A 20567-nucleotide genomic window follows, 5' to 3' on the forward strand; every position below is an offset into this window, starting at 1 on the left:
TATTGAATCATTTAAAATGATGCAACCATTTGATTTTTTTCTTTGCTGTTTTCATCCTGATAGATAGCTTTTCGTCCGACAGAATAGTACTCTATCTGGTATTTTTTTGCTTCTTCCAGGTCATAGCAATTGCGTCCGTCAAAGATAACCGGATTCTTCATGAAGAGGCTGGACATAATAAGAGCTTTCTCCACGATTTCTTTCCAGTCTGTCAAAATGAAGACGATGTCTGACTGCTTTATGGCATCTTCAATTTGATCAGCATAAACGACTGATTCCGGAAGAATTCTCTTCGCATTGTCAGCTGCAATTGGATCAAATCCGATGATTTCGGCTTCTTCTTCTACAAGTCTCTCAGAGATGGAGATAGAAGCTGCCTCACGCATATCATCTGTTTCAGGTTTGAAAGCAAGTCCTAAGAGCGCAACACGTTTCCCTTTCAAAGAACCGAAACGCTCCTTAGCTTTATCAACCAAAACGGTTTTTTGCTGATCGTTAATTTCAATAACTGATTTCAGAAGATGGAAATTATGTTCATAGTCTTCAGAAATTTTCACTAGAGCATGAGTATCTTTAGGGAAGCAAGAACCGCCATAACCGATTCCTGCATTCAGGAATTTAGATCCGATCCGCGCATCGTGCCCCATACCTTTTGCTACCTCTGCTACGTCTGCTCCAACCTTCTCACTAAGGTTGGCAATTTCGTTAATAAATGAAATTTTAGTAGCAAGAAACGCATTGGCTGCATATTTTATCATTTCTGCTGAGTTGATGCTTGTTTTTAAGATTGGAAGATTGAAAGGTTTATTGATTTCCTCAATAATAGCTGCAGCTTCTTCATTATCTGCACCAATAACAATACGGTCTCCGTTGAAGGAATCGTGGATTGCCTGTCCTTCACGAAGGAATTCTGGATTTGATACAACTTCCACAAGATGATTGCCTTGCAGATTGGCAAGCACCAAATCTCTCACTTTGTAATTCGTTCCTAGAGGAACTGTGCTTTTTGTAACGACAACAACATCACGGGTGATATTCTGTCCGATATCTCTGGCAGCCTTGAATATGTAAGTCAGGTCAGCAGATCCATCTTCATCCTGAGGAGTACCGACTGCAATATAAACAACGTCTGCTTCTTTAAGTCCGACAATATGGCTTGTTGTGAAATCAAGTCTCCCAGCTTCCATATTCTTCAGCATCAATTCATCAAGGCCCGGCTCATATATAGGGGATACGCCTTCTTTTAATAATCTTACTTTTTCTTCGTTTATATCAAGGCAAGTAACGTCATGACCTACTTCTGAAAGGCAGACACCTGTCACAAGTCCAACATATCCTGTACCAATAATGGCGATTTTCATAGAAAACTCCTCCTTAAGAAAGAATAAATTCCTTGCGTCTTGCGAGTTCTTTTAAATAATCCTGGACCTGCTGGCTTAAATCATTTCTTTCCAGGGCAAAATCGATCGTAGCTTTCACAAACCCGAATTTATCGCCAACGTCATATCTTTTTCCTAAGAAATCATATGCCAATACATTTTGTGTTTCGTTCAAAATTTTGATGGCATCTGTCAGCTGAATTTCATTTCCTGATCCAGGAGGAAGAGTATTCAGAATATCGAAAATTTCAGGAGTTAGAATATAACGGCCCATAATGGCATAATTGGACGGTGCTTCCTCAAGGGCAGGCTTCTCTACTACAGAAGCAAGCGAGATAATCCCTTCATCGAGTGTTACATTTTCAAGAGGAGCAATGATTCCGTATTTGGATACATCCTCATGAGCAACCTCTTGCACACCTACTACTGAAGATTCATATTTATCGTACACATCGATCAGCTGCTTCAGGCATGGCTTGTCTGCTTTCACAATATCGTCTCCAAGGAGCACGGCAAACGGCTCATTGCCGATGAAGCTGCTCGCGCAATTGATTGCATGCCCAAGTCCTCTTGGCTCCTTCTGACGGATATAATGAATGTTCGCCATATTGGAAATCGCCTGGATTTCTTCAAGTCTTTTAAACTTCTCTTTTTTCAAAAGAGTTTCTTCCAGTTCATACGCTTTGTCGAAATGATCCTCGATAGCTCGCTTTCCGCGTCCGCTAATAACCAGAATATCTTCAATACCGGATTGGATGGCTTCTTCCACAATATATTGGATAGTTGGTTTATCTACTATTGGAAGCATTTCTTTCGGCTGAGCTTTTGTAGCCGGAAGAAATCTTGTCCCAAGTCCTGCAGCAGGTATTATAGCTTTGCGAATTTTCATAGAAACATCTCCAATCAAGTTGTTATCGATAGAATAGATAAGCTACTGTTCGGCTTACCCTCTAGTTCCCCAAGAAGTAGAACGAAGAGTCAGCAGAGCCCAGAAACGAAGCGGGCAAAGCAACATTAAGAAAAGGATTCCATATATAGGTGCCATCAGGAACGTAAACGGCCTTTTATAAGCGTAAAATACATTTCGGGCATAAGCAGAAATCGTAACGTAAGCAAGGTAATAAATCAGCATAATCCATCCCATAGTAGAAGAAGTGTAGTACACAGCGGCTACTAGAGAAACACCAAAGGCAATCCAAAGGAACATTTCAAGAAGGACCCATACAAATACATTCGGCTTCGTTAATCCGATCTTCAAAGCAATTAAGCTTTCACGGAAGAAGGATTTATTCCAGCGGGACTGCTGTTTCAATAACGTGCGCAGCGTAGTCGGCGCATCAGTAATGCAGCGAGCTGTTGATTGATAAAGTGTTTTTCCTTCACGGATTGCGTAGTTCGTCAGACAGCGGTCATCTCCAAGCTGCACTTGCTGTCCAAGGAAAGTCTGTGTTCCATAATGATGCAGGTTTTTTAAAACAACTTCACTCTTGTATGCACTTAACGGCCCTGAGCAGACAAGAACATTGTTGGTCACAGAGTGAGCCGCACGTTCTACACGGAATGCGTTATCGTAGCGCATATCAATTAGTCTGGTAAGAACATTATCTGTACGGTTACGAATATTAACATGGCCTGTTGTTGCAGCAACTTCTTTATCATTGAACGGTTTCAGCAATTCACGTACTGCGTTAGGGAAAACGGTGCAATCAGAATCAACCGTTACGAAGATGTCACCAGTTGCCCGTTCAAAAGCCCAAATTTGCGCATGGCGCTTGCCTGCATTTTTAGGAAGGCGGTGCACAATCAGGTTAGGCAGTTTATATGATGGATCCGCCGCAGCTAGAGCAGCAAGTGTTTCACTGGATCCTGATGCCAAATTTTCTTTCAGCTTCAAAGTAGCTTCATAAGCAGAAATATCTTTACTTCCATCATCGATTACGAAAATCTCATGGATTGGATAATCCTGTTTTAATATGCTTTCAATCGTGCCCAATACAGCGTCAGGCGCTTCGTTATAAGAGGGGATAATTACCGATACTTTCATGTCAGGGGGATCTAAATCCACTGTATTGTATTTGAATGACAGCAGCATTTTGCCAAGAAGGTAAGCAATCATTACAGAACCGTAAATACCAATTGTCAGGTTAAGTCCAGTTGATGCTGTCCAGTTTACGTAGAAAAGAGCCGCTACTGTAATAATGAAAAGTGTAATAACAAAGGTCTTTTCTTTCATGGAAAGCTTTTTCTCCGTGGTAACCTTTTGCTCATCCAGCATGCGTGATGCCAGATCTTGTTCAACTTTAGCCATTGTAGTTCTCCTCTCAAATGTTGGTTCTTAAATTTTTACCAGACGCACTCCGAAAGATTTCACCTCTTTTTTCTGCCTCGGCACAAAGCCTTTCTTCGTACTCAGATTAATGAATTTTCAAACCACTTTTCAATCTGCCGTATTTCCCGTGACAAATTTCATCCCTTTTCGCTAAAAACTCTAGAATCCTTACAAACATTGAAATGAAAGCGTTATATGTATTTGTGTAAATTTTGAAATATTTTTGTAATATTATTAAACCTTTTGTGTAAAGGGAATGTAAAAACTTTTATTCTCAATACAACTATTAGATTCTGCAAGGTGTAACCAACTTTACAATTTTGTAATATTTTATTTTTAAATTTTTTGCTTTTTCTATCGGAATCCACGATCAACTTGTCAAACCGAGTGAAATTAAGCATTTGTTAAGAAAAATGAGAAAAGTTATCTAAAAAACAATAACTAATTCTCCAATATTCGACATAATTTGATATTTTTCTGAGTAAAAAAGCACAATTAGTAATAAAGAGTTGGAATTTAATTGAAAAAAATGCTCTTTAATTACAGGAAAACCTATGTAAAAGGTATTACTAATTGGAATCAATCGCTTTTTGGAAATAATATGTAGGTTGCGGCAATGGGTGTGCCATGATATTTAATGAGACGAGAGATATTTTAAGTACCCTTATAGATATGGAATAAAATCGTATTACCTGTATATAGAGAGGAGAGTGCAGCCAAGGGATGATACAACTGCAAAATGTGACAAAAATCTACTCGAATGGAAAAACCTCTTGTCCTGCTCTGGACAAAGTAAGCTTTGAAATAGGAAAAGGAGAATTTATCGGCATCATCGGAAAATCCGGAAGCGGAAAATCAACTTTGCTGAATATTCTTTCCGGGGTGGATCACCCTTCTGCGGGATCGGTAGAAATCAATGGCACACTTGTGTCAGCCCTTTCCAGCAAAAAACTGACAAAATGGCGAGCAGCAAATATCGGCATCGTTTTTCAGGCTTTTCATCTGATTCCTACCCTGACATTGATGGAAAATGTCATGCTCCCTATGGAATTTAATAAAAAGGGATCGAGAAAGAAAAGAAGGCTTCGAGCGGCAGAGCTCCTTGAATCAGTTGGATTGGCAGAAAGAATGAACCATTTTCCTGATCATGTTTCAGGGGGAGAAAAACAGCGGGCTGCCATTGCTCGGTCGCTGGCAAATGATCCGCCTATCATTATGGCAGATGAACCAACCGGAAATCTGGATTCTGAGAACGCCTTCCACATTTTTTCCCTTTTTGAATCACTTGTTGATGAAGGTAAAACAGTTATCATCGTAACCCATGATCAGGATTTGGCTATAAGAGCTGACAGGACTTTGCAAGTTAAGGATGGCCGTATTATGAATCCATTAAGCCGCGAAAGGGAGCTATCATGATTCCCGTTTATATGAAAAAAGCGATAAACGATTTATCGAAGCATAAAGCAAGAACATTTATCATCATTGTTTCCATAACTTTATGCTTGTCCATTGTAGGCACCCTTCTCAATACGAAACTTCTCTTTGAGCAGGTTCAGGTCCAAAGTATGAAAAGCACAAATGCGGCTGATCTTACTTACTATACAAATACATTCCAAGGAAATATCTCATTTATAAACAAAATAGATGGAGTCAAATCCGCTGAACCAAAATTCGAAACAAGAGCCCGGGCGGAAATTGGCCAATCAGAGAAAAATTTTGAACTTTCGGCTCTTCCAAAAGCAGGAGCATTTCATATTAATCAGATCCAACTTCCTGAGCAGCACACACCAGGGCAAAATGAAATTTATCTTGATCAATCCACCCTATCTTCCCTTCATCTTAAAAAGGGCGATCAAATAAACATAACAATGCCGGGTGAAAGCAAAAAGACGCTGAAAATAAAGGGTGCAGTAAAAGACTATTACAGAACCCCCATTACTTACAGCGGCATCGGTTTTGGGTATTTGTCAAACGCTGCATTCCAAAAGCTCGGTGTGGAGCCAGGTTTTAATAAAGTGCAAATTACGCTGAAAAGCGGCTTGAATCAGCAAAAAGCAAGCGGGATTTCCGGAAAAGTTTCAAGCGCTTTAAAGCAGCACGGTATTTCTGTTTCCAGAACAGAGCAATCTCTCGAGCCATTCTTTCTTCGAAAAACGATGGCTGATTCGATTCTCTTGCTGTTAATCATCCTTGGCGGTTTATCCTTAATTCTCGGCATTATTCTTGTCATTCACCTTTTTTACCGAATGATTGCAGAACAGACTTTTGAAATGAGTGTGATGAAAGTTCTTGGTGCCAGACCGTTTCACTTTTGGTTCCAATATGGTGCTGCACTTACTTTAATCGGCACAATGGTTTTTGTCTTTTCATCTCTTATCAGCGGTGCTGCATCCTGGTATTTCTCTAATTTATTGATTCAGCAATTAAATATGGGAGAACTGCATTTCTCGTATTCTCGATTTGTTCTTGCAGCATCCTTTCTATTATCTTTTCTTGTACCGACATTTGCGGCCATTTTTCCAATTGCACATATTGTAAGAATCAAAGCAGCAGACGGCCTTCAGAAAATGAGCACCAAAACATTCAAGCGGACAAAAAAACGAAACTCCGGGCATTTTTTCAATTATCGTGTACTTTCTTACAGAAATGCTTTCACAAAAAAGTTTCAGCTGCTGACAAATATTCTTATGCTTTCATTCGGCGGCGCTGTCATTATTGCCTGTATTGCTCTTAACAGCTCATTGCTTTCCACTTTGAAGGGGATTCAGAACTACTGGAATTACAATCTTGAATGGGATGTGAAGGCCCCTCTTCCATCTGACAGGCTTATAAGCTTAACAGAAAAGATCGATCATGTGGAGAAAGCGGAAGGATGGACAACCAGAAATACTGAATTAACCCTTTCCGGCTCAAAAGAGAACCATAACGCTTTGCTCATAGCACTTCCTTCTCAAACCAAAATGATCCGTCCAACGATAAAAAGCGGGAACTGGTTTAAAGACAAAAATTCGATTGTTGTAAATAAAGATCTGGAACAGCTTGTGGGAAATGTTAAACCTGGCGACCAGGTAACGTTGAAAATAGGAGATAAAACGAAAAAATGGAAGATTGGCGGCATTATGAATGGCCAGCTGAACGGGCCTGCCATCTATATGGATCAAAATGCATACAGCGGATGGATGAAAAATTCTTTTTCTAACCGGATTGTTGCAAAAATTGCTTCTCCTGAAGAAAAATACTCGCACAAAGCATTAAATGATGCTGATCGTATATTCAGCAGGAATCACATTGACATTGAAGGAGTTGATACAGCATCTGGCATGACGGATCGGCCGCTCCAGATCATTCAATTGATTTATTACGCCATCTTGGCAGTAGGAGCTCTTTTTGTTATCGTGGGAGCTTTCAATTTGATGACAGCAATGAGTGTGAATGTTCTGGAGAGAAGAAAGGAAATAGGTGTGATTCGAAGCATGGGAGGTTCCAGAAGCAAAATATATGGCTTATTTATGGGCGAAGGCATTTTAATTGCCGTAATCAGCTGGGGATTATCTGTTGCTCTTGCCTATCCTCTTCATCTGTTTTTAAGCCGAAAAGTGGGCGAATCGCTTCTTCATGATTCTCTAACGAATGTATTTCCATTGTCCGGTATTGTTTTCTGGCTTACGGCGAGTATTCTAATTGGCATTTTCGCAAGCGTCTTGCCAGCAAACAAAGCAGCAAGCGAGCCTCTTCGGAAACTGCTATAGGAACAGGACTTTAAACGAAAAAAAGACAAGCATCCATCAGAAGGAGCACCAGCTTCTTCTGATGGATGGACTAATGTCTGAAGGCGATTATTAGCGGAGCAGCGTTCCTGAATCATCAAAGAAATTGGAGGGATAACAGTGAAAAAAGTCTTGTTTTTACCACTTTTTCAAATGGAATCTGGCCATCATCAAACTGCCCATGCACTTATGGAAGCATACAGCGAACAGCATCCCGAGGTTATTTGTGAAAAAATTGATTTTTTAAATTATATGAATCCGGCTCTTGAAAAAAAAGTATCTAAGTTTTATCTTAAGTGGATTAAAAAAAAGCCAGGATTTTACAGCAGTTTTTACAAAAAATTTTTCAAAGGGAAGTCCGGTTTTTTACAATCATTTTATGGGGCATTATTTCTGGAAAAAATGGAGCAGCTGCTTGGACAAAAACAGCCTGATCTTATTATTTGCACCCATAGTTTTTCTTCATTTCTTGTGAGCAAACTTAAAGAATATGGTGTGTGCAAAGCGCCTGTTATAAATATTTATACAGACTTTTTCATTAATAGTTTATGGGGAAAAAGCGGAATAGACTGGCACTTTGTACCAAGCAGGCATATCAGGGAGCAGCTTATTCGTACTGGGATTCCTGAAGACCGCATTGTGATCAGCGGAATTATATCAGATGATCGAATTGTTACCCAGAAGAAGAGAAAGAAAATCACGGGGAAACTCAACATCCTGGCTGCAGGCGGCAGTCACGGCCTTGGAAAAAATCTCGACACTTTATCAAGGATTGAAGAAAATTATCCAATCGAATACAGAATCCTTTGCGGTTCAAATGAACAGCTTTATAAAAGCTATGCAGCAATGGGATCTTCTTCTGTCAAACCGCTTTCTTATATCTCATGCCGCAACACAATGAATCAGCTCTATGACTGGGCTGATGCCATTATAACTAAACCGGGCGGGGTTACCATTGGTGAAGCATTAAAAAAGAGAGTTCCGATCTTTATTCACTCAGCTCTCCCAGGGCAAGAGGAAATTAATCTTTCTTATTTGAAAGAAAAAGGGCTTGTCTATCAATTAAATGAAAATTTGCCATTTGAGGATCAGATTATCAGCGTACTAAATAACCAGCCGCTTTTATTTAAAATGCATAAGTCAGTAAACGAGTATGCGGGGGAATTGGAGTTAAGCAGCTGCAAGGAAGCTGTAAATTTCATTAATCGTCAAATTGTTCATAAACCAGCTGTTGTGCAGCAGGATTATATTGACGGACTTTTTTCAAGACTTTACAGCAATGGGAACTATTAATTTAGCTATTTTTGCAATGATTCGTAATATAGTAAAACACGGTTTCTTTTCTTAAAATTTGCAGATATACAAAGTTTAAGAAAAGAACGTTAATTTTTAAGGATATTAAAATAAATAAAGAAACAGCCGATTGCAAGTACTAATATATGCAGCCAGGTAAATGTGGAATGAAACAAATCCATAAAAGAATGCATAGTCTGTCAGCTCCTATCAATTATTATTCAGAAATACAGGAAAGGACGTTCTAGTATTCATTGTATGGCTGAAGTTCTTATTCCATACATGCCTTTAAAAAACCCTATGCTCCCATATTATAGCGAATAACGATTCCTCATGACTGATCCTTTTGTCACGCTGGATTCGTTGTTCTTTTTTTATATCGGAACATTTCCCTAGATCTTTAGAGAAAATTAGGTTTTTATTCTCAGAACTTTTATCCTGTTCTATCGGACGTTTTTCAATCTATATGGAAATTCTTCCACCAGACAATACACATAATACGATAAATTATATCTCTTAAAACATCATTCGCTATCAATACCCGCTAAATGACTGTCCATCACTAGTTTTTTTCAGTTTGCGAAACTTCCATATATAAAATAAAGCGTTTACAGTTACTTACCCTATCTTTCAAAAAATAGTCAAAAAAAGAAAGAAAATTTTCCAAAGAAGATCACCCGGTTGTTTAGTCCGCACCTCTATGCGGATAATAGTAAATCTGTCTTACTTTTTAGGTGGTGTCAATTGAAGATAAATGACGATTTGCTTAGTAGAATTGCAGGAAAAGACGATCATTGCTTGAAAAGATTTATGATAAATATAGTTTTTATTTATACAATTACCTTCTTTCCCTCGAGAACTTATTCTTCATAAGAACTTCAAAGAAATATGGAGCAATCCTGCTATTCTTTCCGGAGAAAAATATTTATCTGCGGCAAATATGAAAATATGTCTCTCTATGGCCAGGAATTTTTAAAGAACATCTGGATGGTCATATTCCCTGTCCATCCCTCAGCTAACTTGGCAACTGTCTTTGATTAATCTGCCTATAATTAATTCCTTATATCCCATTAATAAAACCCCTTATCCAATTGGATAAGAGGTTTTAAGTCCTAATTTATTTCAGCTGCTGTAAGCTGCAGAGCCTGATCTGCAAGCAGGAGAGAACCTATTATACCAGCTTCATCTCCAAGTCCTGGGGAAACAATGTACTGACTGATATCTTCTGCAAGTTCAGGAAGATCAACGTAGTGATTCATTAAATCTTTGAAATGCTCATGAATGTAAGGGAAAATTTGTTTCTGTTTCATAACGCCTCCGCCTAAAATGATTTTTTTAGGAGACAGGATTAAAACGTATTGCATGAGCGCTTGAGCAATATAATATCCTTCCATTTCCCAAACTTCTTCTCTATCTGAAAGCTCCATTCCCTTTTGCCCCCACCTTTCCTCGATTGCAGGACCAGCTGCAAGTCCTTCGAGACAATCTCCATGGTAAGGGCATTTTCCCAGATAGCTGTCTTTAGGATGCTTTCTCACCAGAATATGGCCCATCTCTGGATGAGAAAGTCCCTGAAGGACATCTCCGCGCACGATCGCACCGCCTCCAATTCCAGTTCCCACCGTTATATACAAGCAGCTGTCAAGGCCTTTTGCAGCACCAAAAGCTGCTTCTGAAAGCGCCGCCGCATTTACATCAGTATTGAATCCCACTGGAACGTGAAATTGTGTTTTCAAAGCTTCGACAAGCTGAAAATTCCTCCAGGGAGCTTTCGGTGTAGAGGTAATGGAACCATATGTATCACTGAAAGGATTCACATCAATCGGACCAAAGGAACCTGCTCCTATGGCAGTCAGATTGTATCTGCTGAAAAAATCATACACAGCAGGCATTGTCTCGTCTGGTGTAGTTGTTGGAACCTGTATTTTACTAATAATATTGCCGTTTTTATCACCGACTGCACAGATAAATTTTGTTCCGCCGGCTTCAATTCCTCCAAGATACATACATATTCCTCCGTTTCATTCCATTGTATTTATTGGCTGTTTTCTTAAAAGATTGTTGTTATCATATGGGCTTTGAAAACACGTAAAAGACAAGCTTTGGATCAAAAATTTTCTTCTAGATTGCAGGTATTTACAAGAAAAAGAGAGGGGAAAGCAACATATTAACTGTTATAAAACAAATTTATCATACATGTGCTGTAAAGCCGGTAAAAAGAAGAAAATAAATAAGGCTCTTTTCTTAAACTTTGTTGCTCATGACCCTATATTTAGCCCTCGAAACCATTGGGATGGCAAAAACTTTAAGAAAAGATGCCCCGATGCTAGTCTAAATGCGTGATAAAAGCATGTACGAAAAACAACAATCTCTGCGAAAACAGCCATAAATAAAAACTGCCAGAAATTTTTGCGGCAGTTTTTATTAAGGTGAATATTAGATTTTATCACTTGGATAGAAAATCCCCATTTGTTTGCGGGCTTCATCCATTGTTTCCATAACAGAAACAGATAGTTCGTGGGTATTGATGGATGACTCCAGCTGCCCTTCCTGAATCAGCCTTACAAACTCACGGGCCTCGTAAACCATCGTATTTTCCATTTGCGGGACAGATATGTCTTCCATCCGGCCGTCTCTGTAATGGATCACTGCTTTAAACGGGCTGCTGATTCTGTCTATAGTGATGGAGCCGTTCTCTCCTTGTATCTCAGAAGGCAAATTGGAGTCTGCTATTTTGGAATACATAGCAACAGCATCCAGCTCCTCATATCCTAAAATGATACTTCCTTCCCCATCAGCTCCTGTTTCTAGAAGCATTCCATCTGCCTTAATTCTATTTGGTTTTCCGAAAAGTGCGATTGCAGGATACAGGCAATACACACCAATATCCATTAGTGCTCCATTTGACAACTCAGGCTTGAAAGCATTTAGTACCGTACCTTCTTTGTATGCATCATAGCGGGACGAATATTGAGAATAGCTCCCGATAAACCGGCGGACTTTGCCGATCTTATGCAGGTTTTCTTTTACACTCAGGAAGGTTGGATGAAAGGTGGATTTCATCGCTTCCATCAGCAAAACACCATTTTTCCTTGCTGTATTGATCATGTCTTTTACTTCGTATGTATTGGATGCAATAGGCTTTTCACACAGAACGTGCTTTCCATTTTCCATAAAAAGTTTTGCCTGATCGGCATGAAAAGAATTAGGAGATGCAATATAAACAGCGTCAAGTTCAGGGCTTTTTGCCATTTCTTCCAGTTCCGTGTATATGCTGTTCACATGATATTTTTCGGCAAATTCTTCTGCCCGCTCTTTTGTCCTGCTGTAAATACAGCTAAGTTCAAACTGTTCGACATGCTGAGCGGCATCCAATAACTTTTCGGTGATCCAGTTTGTGCCGACTATTCCAAATCGTATCATGGTATATGATCTCCCCCTTTTGTTCTCCAGCTATAAAACTATCATAACCCTGCTTAATCTAACGTGACAAATAGGAGGCAGGCATTTGCATGCAGCTTTTACCGCAAGAGGAAATTTAGGCTCCCTGGCTGCTGTTATTTAGAATTTGCATTGTACATTGCTGCTGCTCTTATATTTTTGCATGGGCTTTTAATTTCTGTGTGTGCTCTTAAATTTCTGTGGGCGCTCTTAAATCTCTGTATCTCATAGTTCAGCCATTTATTTATCCATTACAACAATGTAAGCAGCCTTTACTGGTCCATGTACGCCTACGACTAAATTCATTTCAATATCGGCAGAATTGCTTGGACCGGTGATAAAATTGATGCAGGAGGAAATCGTTTCTCCGTCTTCGATCATTTGATGAATCTTCTGGCCTGCCTGCGTCATGCGCGGAACTAATGAACTGAGCGGAACAATAGAGATATAGGCTTCAGGCAAAAAGCTGACTGAACGTCCCTTACCCTCTCCACTGAACAAAACGATTGTTCCTGATTCAGCAAGGGTGATATCGCTGAATGTGATGCCAAGGTTGGCTTTTTCAGCAATATGGATATTTTCCTCTCCAAGTGCCGAGTTCCATTTATGAACCTGAATATTTTCTTCTGGCCATTCCTTATACAGAAGATCTGAAAGCCCATATTCCTCAAAACGGGGATCATTCCATGTGATAACAGGACCGCCGCCGAATGAAGCAGCAGCTTCCTTAAGCTTCTTTTTTACATTCTCCTGATTGGCTTCATAGTAGTCTGTATGAATATTTTTGCAATGCTCTTTAAATATTTCCAGGAGTTCTGACTTGCCTAGCCCCTGGTATATGGCATGCTGCGGCTGAACCTTCCAGTCTGGCCTGACGACTCCTTCTGTTCGTCTCGTTCTGCCAAGATTCGATGCGATGTTATTCAGAAATGGATCTTTATTATGAAGACTGCCTGCTTGTCTCATCGGTTATTATCCATCCTTTCTGTTTTTATACCAGTCTCTTAACCTCTCTTTTTTTGGTGCAGGAAAATCACGGATTAATGTCCACGCCTTTAGCGGCCCCGGTCCTTTTGAGATTTTACCTCCTGTCGTATAAGGACGCATCATTCCTGGTGCCATTTTTCCGCCCAAATTGTAAAGGGAAAATGAGGCTGCTCCTAATCCGAAGGCTTTCATAACTGCTTTTTCTGAAACTGGTGATTTCCCTTCCTTTTCAACGATGACCTGCCTATGCTTATGCAGCAGTTCATGCAGCGGGATTTTCACCGGACAGGATTCCGAACAGGCGGCACATAAAGTGGATGCGTAGGGCAATTCCTTATATTCTTCGTAGCCGCCCAGAAGAGGAGCAAGTACTGCGCCTATTGGACCTGAATAGATGGAACCGTAGGAATGGCCGCCTACATGGCGATAGACTGGACAAACATTCACACATGCTGCACATCTAATACACTGCAGAACGGATTGGAATTCAGTACCCAATATATTTGAACGGCCATTATCGACCACTACGAGATGAAAATCTTCTGGTCCGTCAGAATCTCCCTCTTCTCTCGGCCCTGTCAAAGTTGTTATATAGCTTGTCAGTCTTTGGCCAACGGCACTTCTTGTCAGCATACTGACCAATACTTCCATTTCTTCAAACGTGGGAACAATCCGTTCCATTCCCATCACTGTTATTTGCGTTTTGGGCAAGGCTGCTGTCAGGTCGGCATTTCCTTCGTTCGTCACGATGGTGACAGAGCCGGATTCCGCAATGGCAAAATTGCAGCCGGTTATGCCAATGTCTGCTGCAAGGAATTCTTTTCTCAGGGTTTCCCTTGCATGAAGAGCCAGTTCTTCCGGTTTTTCGGTTTTGCTGTACCCTAATTTTTTCTCAAAAACGTCACGGATCTGTTCTTTATTTTTATGAAGCGCTGGAGCAACTATATGAGAAGGCGGGTCATTTTCATCAATCTGCAGGATATATTCTCCAAGATCTGTTTCGATTACCTCGCAGCCTGCAGCTTCCAGATGCTCATTCATACTGATCTCTTCTGTAACCATTGATTTTGATTTCACAACTTTTTTCGCCTTTTTTTCTTTTGCCACTTTTGTTATATAAGCATTTGCTTCTTCTGCCGTCTGTGCAAAAAAGACGTGACCGCCGCGCTTTATAATATTATTGCTGAGCTGCTCCAGGTAAAAGTCCAGATTTTCAAGTGTGTGCTGGCGAATCTCTTCTCCTAATGAACGCCAGTCTTCCCAATTTTCCAGTTCATCCGCTGCATCCAGTCTCCTGCCCCGCAGCCGTTCCTGAGCGCTTGAAACGGCTGTCCGCATAAATGAATTGTTAATTCCCTCATCAATTCTGCTGTTAAAAGGCTTGTTTCCAATTTTCATTGGCATTGTGAAAATTGCTCCTTTCTACCGATGATTTAAAACTTCCGCTATATGAAGAACTTTAATCGGTTTTCCGCCTCGGTTTATTCTCCCGCCAATATTCATTAAACAGCCGCAGTCTGCACCAATCAGATAATCAGCTCCAGTTTCTTCAATATGCCGAATCTTTTCATCAACCATCTGTTCGGAAATACGCTCCATTTTGACGGCAAATGTGCCGCCGAAGCCGCAGCAATCGTGTGCATTTGGCAGCGGTTCAAATTCCAGTCCTTTTACATGCTTTAAAAGCCTGAAAGAAGTATCCTTCACCCCAAGCAAACGGCTCATGTGGCAGGAGGTGTGGTAGGTAACCTTCCCATTGAAGCTTGCTCCGACATCCTCCACTTTAAGCACATTGACGATAAAATCCGTCAGTTCGTACGTTTTATATGCAAGCGCTTTCGATTTTACTTCCCATTCTCCCTCCCCTATAAAATGATTCGGGTATTCTTTAAACATAGCTGTACAGGAACCTGATGGCGAAACGACATATTCGGCTGACTCGAAGGCATTGATCATATTTTTCATTGCCTTTTTGGCTTCCTTAACGTAGCCGCTATTATAGGCTGGCTGGCCGCAGCAAACCTGTTTTTCGGGAAATTCCACTTCACATCCCAGCTTTTCAAGCAATTCCACTGTGGCCTTTCCCGCTTCTGTTTCAAATAAATCAATTAAGCACGTAGCGAATAATGAAACCTTCATAGCTTACTCCTCCAAACGAATGTCTGTATGGGTTTTAATCAACAGGTCATCTGATGACCTTAGGTTATGTTCCCCATTATAAAACGTATGGATAGAAGTCTCAAGAATATTTAAAAAATTAAAAAGACTGTTCAGATAGAACAGTCCTGGCTATCAGCCTATTGCCCCAAATATTTCAGCAGCACTTGTTCAACGCTTTCCAAATGCTCCAGCATAAGGTTTTGAGCACTTACTGAATCTTTTTGTAAAATCGCTTTAAAAATAGTGACATGCTCCTGATAAAGCCTTTCTGCTGTCTTATGTTTAGAATAAAGCCAGATGCGGCGTGTTTCCCTCATTGTTTCAATCATCATGCCTGATACGTTGTCCATTAGCCTCAGCAGCAGAGAATTTTGCGAGGCCTCTGCGATCGCCATATGAAAATCAAGATCTGATTTTTCCCCTAATTCTTCATTTCCGACAGAATCCTTCATCCTGTCTAAAATCCCCTCAAACTTTTCAATATTTCCCTGCGTCCGGTTGAGTGCGGCTGATCCGGCAGCCCCTGCTTCCAAAATCTTTCTGACTTCAAGAAGATGGACAATGTCTTTTTTATTCATCAAGATAGCGGATGATACAGAAGAAGCAATCAGGTCCGGATTGAAATACTTTACAAAAGTCCCTTCTCCCTGCTTCATTTCTACAATTCCCATCGCCCTTAAAGCACTCAGTGCTTCCCGTATAGCTGATCGTCCAACCTGAAAGTTCTCAGCAAGCTGCTGAACAGAATCAAGCTTTTCGCCAGGCATAATTGTTCCTGCCTTAATTGTCTCAAGCAGCGCATCTGCTACTTCTTCATAAATCTTTTTTGGTTTAATTTGCTTATAAACCAATACCTTCACCTCTTATATAATCTCTCTGATGGTCATGTAATCGTTTTACTTTATTATACTCTTTCAAGAAAACTCGATAAAGGAGATGTGAGAGTATTGCCAAACTGATAATTCAGAAAAATCTTGAAATGTACAGATCGGTCTTTTATAATGTGAGACGAGTACAAGTCGTCAGATGACCTGCTGTTTAGCAAGAGTTAAAAATAGATTATCATAAAATGAGGTGAAGACATTGAATTGGATTCAGAATTTTACCCCTATTGCAGGCAATCTTTTTTTATCTGCCTTATGTGCACTCATTCCAAGCCTTTATTTTTTCTGGGCTCTTGCCATTAAACGGATGAAAGGATATGCTGCAGGCCTTTCCACTCTTGCTATTGCGCTTTTTATTTCTGTAATCGTTTACAAGATGCCGGTGCTCCCTGCAGTCATGTCTGCTACTCAAGGTGCTATTTATGGCATATTGCCGATTGGCTGGATCATTATCATGTCGGTGTTTTTGTACAAACTGACTGTAAAAACTGGAGATTTCGGCATAATTCGAAATTCGATCCTTTTGTTAACAGAGGACTCCAGGCTTCAAGCATTATTGGTAGCGTTCTCTTTCGGAGCATTTCTGGAGGGCTGTGCAGGATTTGGTGCTCCTGTTGCTATTACAGCTGCGCTTCTTGCAGGGCTTGGCTTCAATCCGCTGTACGCAGCAGGCATTTGCCTCCTTGCAAACACCGCTCCGGTAGCATTCGGCTCTATTGGAATTCCGGTTATAGCAGTAGAAGGGGCAACAGGGGTTCCTGCAATGGATATTTCTCAAATGATTGGCCGCCAGCTTCCTTTATTGTCCTTGTTTATTCCTCTCTATTTAGTCGTGATTATCGCAGGATTTAAAAAAGCGGCAGAGGTTTTGCCTGCAATCTTGGTTTGCGGTGTGTCCTTTGCTGCGACTCAGTTCATCACATCCAATTTCCTTGGTCCTGAACTTCCGGATATTCTCTCTTCCCTCGTATCTCTTGTTTCTTTAACTATTCTACTGAAGTTCTGGAAGCCTAAACACATTTTCACATTCCGCTCACAGGCAGAAAAGGAAGCAGCACCTGCTCTTGAAGCGGAAAAGAAAAAGTATACACGCGCCCAAGTTTTTAAAGCATGGTCTCCCTACCTGATTTTAACCATTTTTATTTCCATTTGGGGCATCCCTCAGGTGAAGCTTGCTCTGACAGGGGTTTATAATGGATCCAATCTATTTCTAAATGGGCTGAACACTATTGGAAAAGTCCTGACATTTGCACTACCTGTCCCATGGCTCCATAACAAAGTGATTGATTCTGCAGGGAAACCGATTCCTGCCCTGTATAAGCTTGAAGTACTTGGAGCCGCAGGCACAGCCATCCTCGCAGCCGCTATTGCTGCTAAGTTTGTACTTGGGGTCTCCTGGAAAAATTGGATTGCCACTTTCGGGGATACAATGAAGGAGCTCCGCTTACCCTTGCTGACCATTATTGCAGTCGTCGCATTTGCCTATGTGACAAATGCTTCTGGAATGGCCACAACACTTGGTATGGCTATGGCAAAATCTGGTGTTCTCTTTGCTTTCTTTTCACCTGTTCTCGGATGGCTTGGTGTATTTATAACGGGTTCTGACACCTCCTCGAACTTGCTTTTTGGAGGCCTTCAAAAAGTAACAGCATCGTCGCTTGACATGAATCCCGTCGTTGCTATTGCGGCTAATTCCTCTGGGGGAGTAACAGGAAAAATGATTTCTCCTCAATCCATAGCGGTAGCATGCGCTGCAGCCGGCATGGCTGGAAAAGAATCTGAGTTGTTCAGGTTTACCATTAAACACAGCCTGCTCTTGCTTCTAGCCGTTTGTCTGATTACATATATTCAGTCTGCATTCTTTCCGTGGATCATTCCTTAATTGAAAAGCTCAGTTAAAAAGTATTGGCACTATATTTATTAATTGGAACGGATATGCGAGACTTGCTGCAACAGGCAACTTTAACAGAACCAAATGAAAAAAGGCCTCCCGGAACCAATCATGAACTGTGCCCCTATTTTCGGACAGTCTTTAAAAAAGACCTGCTGCGTTAAGCAGCGATTAAATGATCCCGGTATTGCCGGGGTCATTTTTAGTAGATCCCATTGGTATCGTTCTGAATTGTACATGTAGATAAATGCGTTCACTTTATCCTTTAATTCTTGGAAGGTTTGACACTTCTTGTGTTCTACCCAATCTTTTAATGTACCAAAGAAGGATTCCATCGATGCGTTATCAATGCAGTTTCCTCTTCTGGACATAGATTGTTTCAGCTTCATTTTCCTTATATACGGATACGGGATTTTTATATCTGGACATACAAAAACCCCGAATATGGGTGTCCATTATTCGGGGTATAGCTCATCATTCCAGAGGCCTTTTTTTAATTGTTATCCGCGTCCTGCCATAAAGGAAGGATATTTCGTCATTCCGCCATCAACAAACAGTGTATGCCCTGTAACATAGCTTGATTCTGTTGATGCAAGCCATACTGCCGCTGCAGCAACTTCTTCTGGTTTTCCGATATAACCCATTGGAATCATGCTTTCTACGTCAGCACGCTGCTTTGGATCTGCAAATTTTTCTGCATTGATTGGAGTGTTCATCGCTCCTGGCCCAATGTTGTTTACACGGATTTTTTTAGGAGCGTATTCAAGTGCAAGCGTTTCTGTCATCAGTTTCATTCCGCCCTTGCTTGCTGCGTAATGAACGAATGTTGGCCAAGGAATCATTTCATGCACACTTGACATGTTAATGATATTTCCTTGAATATCATTTTCTATAAAATGCTTAAGAGCCTCACGGCTGCCAAGGAAAGCGCCCGTTAAGTTCGTATCCATCACTTTTCTCCAGTCTTCAAGAGAAAGTTCATGGGAAGGCACCGGATTTTCCATACCTGCATTATTGATCATTATATCTAAAGTGGCAAATTCCTTGATGGCTGTTTGGACAAGGTTGATAACATCCTCTTCTTTTGTTACATCTGCTTGAACGATGATAGCTTGTCCACCGGCTTTTTCAACCTTTTCCTTTATTTCAATTGCTTCCTGCTCATTTTTATAGTAATTCACTACAACTTTAGCTTTTTCTTTCCCGAACCGTACAGCCATTGCAGCTCCAAGTCCGGTTGACCCTCCAGTTATTACAACGACTTTTCCATTCAAATCTTCATACATATCAAAATTCCTCCTTAACAATTAGTGGTTCTTTCCCTTTAAGAGGCTTTTGCCAAACCTAGGCAAATAGCCCCGATAATGATAAGGATGCTTCCAATAATAATGCCAATAAGCTGTCTTTTCGTCTTTCTTTCACCAAGTATGATAATACCGCCAAATGTCGCGATAATAATTCCCATTTGAGACAGGGTAAAGCTTGTTGCCACACCTACTTTTGGCTGTGAAATAAACAAAAACAGATTTCCTGTTGCCCAAATTAAGCCAGGAATAATATTTCGTATGGCGTATTTGTTAAACGGCTTATGCTTATAAGTTAAAATAAGACCGCCAATCACCATACCCACTGCCTGCGGCAAAATGGCCGACCAGCTGTCCACATCAAACAACCGGATAACAACGACATAAACCAGATAGCCTATGGTAGAAATAACCAGAATAATAATACCTTTTTTAAATTGTCCCGGCTCTTCTTCCTGGTTTTTATCTTTCAGTGTTGTAAGAACAATACCTACAATGATTAACACAATAGCAAGAGATCCAAGCAAAATGGTTGTTAATGTAGACCACTCATGAAAGACGATCACTCCAAACAGTGCTGTAGCGACAAGCTGCATCCCTGTTGAAATAGGCATTGTTTTTGAAACACCCATTAAATCAATGCTTTTCAGCTGATTGCTTTGGCCAAGTGCCCAAAACAAACCTGAAACAACCCCAATTAGAAAAATAAACGGTGTAATAACAGGATGTACAAAAAGAAAAATAATGAAAGAAAAGATAAGGGCTCCAATAGTTGTCCCAAGAGTTTGACTGTAAGGCCCGCCGCCGAGCTTTACGTTGAATAAAACGATACTTCCCCAGCACAATGAAGGAATTAACGCTAAAAGGATGTCCATACGGCTGCTGCATCTCCTTCAAAAATTATATTGTTATATTAACCACAAGAAATAATTTTACGCTTCATGAATAGGGACAGCAAATAATGTGCAACTTTGAACAATTTCTAAATTCTTACTGTATGCGCTTTACCACCTGGTATTTTAATGATTATGCAATTTGATTTTTTTTCATATGCGAGGATTCCCCTCTGCGTTTTACACTTTTTTTATACTATAAAAACGTTTTATCATCACTTGCCTCCGTTATACTCTTT

16 protein-coding genes are annotated in these 20567 nt (G+C 40.5%); 4 read left to right on the top strand and 12 right to left on the bottom strand.

The window, feature by feature from the left end:
- Positions 1-11: 11 nt before the first annotated feature.
- Genes ACOT8F_RS10935 through ACOT8F_RS10945 form a run of 3 tightly spaced genes read right to left on the bottom strand, consistent with a single transcriptional unit; the run spans position 12 to position 3687 of the window.
- Positions 12-1361, bottom strand: a complete 1350-nt coding sequence (locus ACOT8F_RS10935; RefSeq protein ID WP_421651871.1) for a UDP-glucose dehydrogenase family protein — start codon at positions 1359-1361, stop codon at positions 12-14.
- A gap of 13 nt (positions 1362-1374) precedes the next feature.
- Entirely contained in the window at positions 1375-2268 is an 894-nt protein-coding gene (gene galU / locus ACOT8F_RS10940; protein ID WP_421651872.1) for a UTP--glucose-1-phosphate uridylyltransferase GalU, read from the bottom strand.
- 54 nt (positions 2269-2322) lie between these two features.
- Positions 2323-3687, bottom strand: a complete 1365-nt coding sequence (locus ACOT8F_RS10945; protein ID WP_421651873.1) for a glycosyltransferase — start codon at positions 3685-3687, stop codon at positions 2323-2325.
- A gap of 744 nt (positions 3688-4431) precedes the next feature.
- Here ACOT8F_RS10945 and ACOT8F_RS10950 point away from each other — a divergent pair.
- The 3 genes from ACOT8F_RS10950 (at position 4432) to ACOT8F_RS10960 (ending at position 8768) form a co-directional block, all read left to right on the top strand.
- Positions 4432-5124, top strand: a complete 693-nt coding sequence (locus ACOT8F_RS10950; protein WP_421651874.1) for an ABC transporter ATP-binding protein — start codon at positions 4432-4434, stop codon at positions 5122-5124.
- Positions 5121-7457 carry an ABC transporter permease gene (locus ACOT8F_RS10955; RefSeq protein ID WP_421651875.1) on the top strand — a complete coding sequence of 779 codons (2337 nt, stop codon included), beginning with the start codon at positions 5121-5123 and terminating at the stop codon, positions 7455-7457. Before ACOT8F_RS10950 ends, ACOT8F_RS10955 begins: the two co-directional genes overlap by 4 nt.
- Positions 7458-7595: 138 nt before the next feature.
- Positions 7596-8768, top strand: a complete 1173-nt coding sequence (locus ACOT8F_RS10960) for an MGDG synthase family glycosyltransferase (RefSeq protein WP_421651876.1) — start codon at positions 7596-7598, stop codon at positions 8766-8768.
- A gap of 1112 nt (positions 8769-9880) precedes the next feature.
- Here the strand turns inward: ACOT8F_RS10960 and ACOT8F_RS10965 are convergent.
- The 6 genes from ACOT8F_RS10965 to ACOT8F_RS10990 form a co-directional block, all read right to left on the bottom strand.
- Positions 9881-10774, bottom strand: a complete 894-nt coding sequence (locus tag ACOT8F_RS10965) for an ROK family protein (RefSeq protein WP_421651877.1) — start codon at positions 10772-10774, stop codon at positions 9881-9883.
- Positions 10775-11204: 430 nt separating this feature from the next.
- Positions 11205-12191, bottom strand: a complete 987-nt coding sequence (locus ACOT8F_RS10970; protein ID WP_421651879.1) for a Gfo/Idh/MocA family protein — start codon at positions 12189-12191, stop codon at positions 11205-11207.
- 258 nt (positions 12192-12449) lie between these two features.
- The gene (locus ACOT8F_RS10975) at positions 12450-13175 is read right to left on the bottom strand and encodes a LutC/YkgG family protein (protein WP_421651880.1); all 726 of its coding nucleotides are present in this window, start codon (positions 13173-13175) and stop codon (positions 12450-12452) included.
- A 6-nt stretch (positions 13176-13181) separates the two neighbouring features.
- On the bottom strand, positions 13182-14600 hold the full coding sequence (locus ACOT8F_RS10980; RefSeq protein WP_421651881.1) for a LutB/LldF family L-lactate oxidation iron-sulfur protein: 1419 nt from the start codon (positions 14598-14600) through the stop codon (positions 13182-13184).
- 18 nt (positions 14601-14618) lie between these two features.
- Entirely contained in the window at positions 14619-15335 is a 717-nt protein-coding gene (locus tag ACOT8F_RS10985; RefSeq protein ID WP_421651883.1) for a (Fe-S)-binding protein, read from the bottom strand.
- A gap of 158 nt (positions 15336-15493) precedes the next feature.
- Positions 15494-16207: a FadR/GntR family transcriptional regulator gene (locus tag ACOT8F_RS10990; protein ID WP_421651885.1), complete on the bottom strand. Its 714-nt coding sequence runs from the start codon at positions 16205-16207 to the stop codon at positions 15494-15496.
- A gap of 232 nt (positions 16208-16439) precedes the next feature.
- On the opposite strand from ACOT8F_RS10990, the gene ACOT8F_RS10995 reads away from it, so the two are divergent.
- Positions 16440-18122, top strand: coding sequence for an L-lactate permease (locus ACOT8F_RS10995; protein WP_421651887.1), 1683 nt, complete (start codon positions 16440-16442; stop codon positions 18120-18122).
- 80 nt (positions 18123-18202) lie between these two features.
- On the opposite strand, the gene ACOT8F_RS11000 is transcribed toward ACOT8F_RS10995, so the two are convergent.
- The 3 genes from ACOT8F_RS11000 to ACOT8F_RS11010 form a co-directional block, all read right to left on the bottom strand.
- Positions 18203-18520, bottom strand: coding sequence for an integrase core domain-containing protein (locus tag ACOT8F_RS11000; RefSeq protein ID WP_421651888.1), 318 nt, complete (start codon positions 18518-18520; stop codon positions 18203-18205).
- Positions 18521-18631: 111 nt separating this feature from the next.
- Positions 18632-19417, bottom strand: coding sequence for a glucose 1-dehydrogenase (locus ACOT8F_RS11005; RefSeq protein WP_421651890.1), 786 nt, complete (start codon positions 19415-19417; stop codon positions 18632-18634).
- 38 nt (positions 19418-19455) lie between these two features.
- Positions 19456-20310 (bottom strand): GRP family sugar transporter, encoded by an 855-nt coding sequence (locus ACOT8F_RS11010; protein ID WP_421651891.1) that lies wholly within the window; start codon positions 20308-20310, stop codon positions 19456-19458.
- Positions 20311-20567: the final 257 nt, after the last annotated feature.

It is taken from the genome of Chryseobacillus diguaensis (genome assembly GCF_049220665.1).
Lineage (GTDB): Bacteria > Bacillota > Bacilli > Bacillales > Bacillaceae > Metabacillus_B.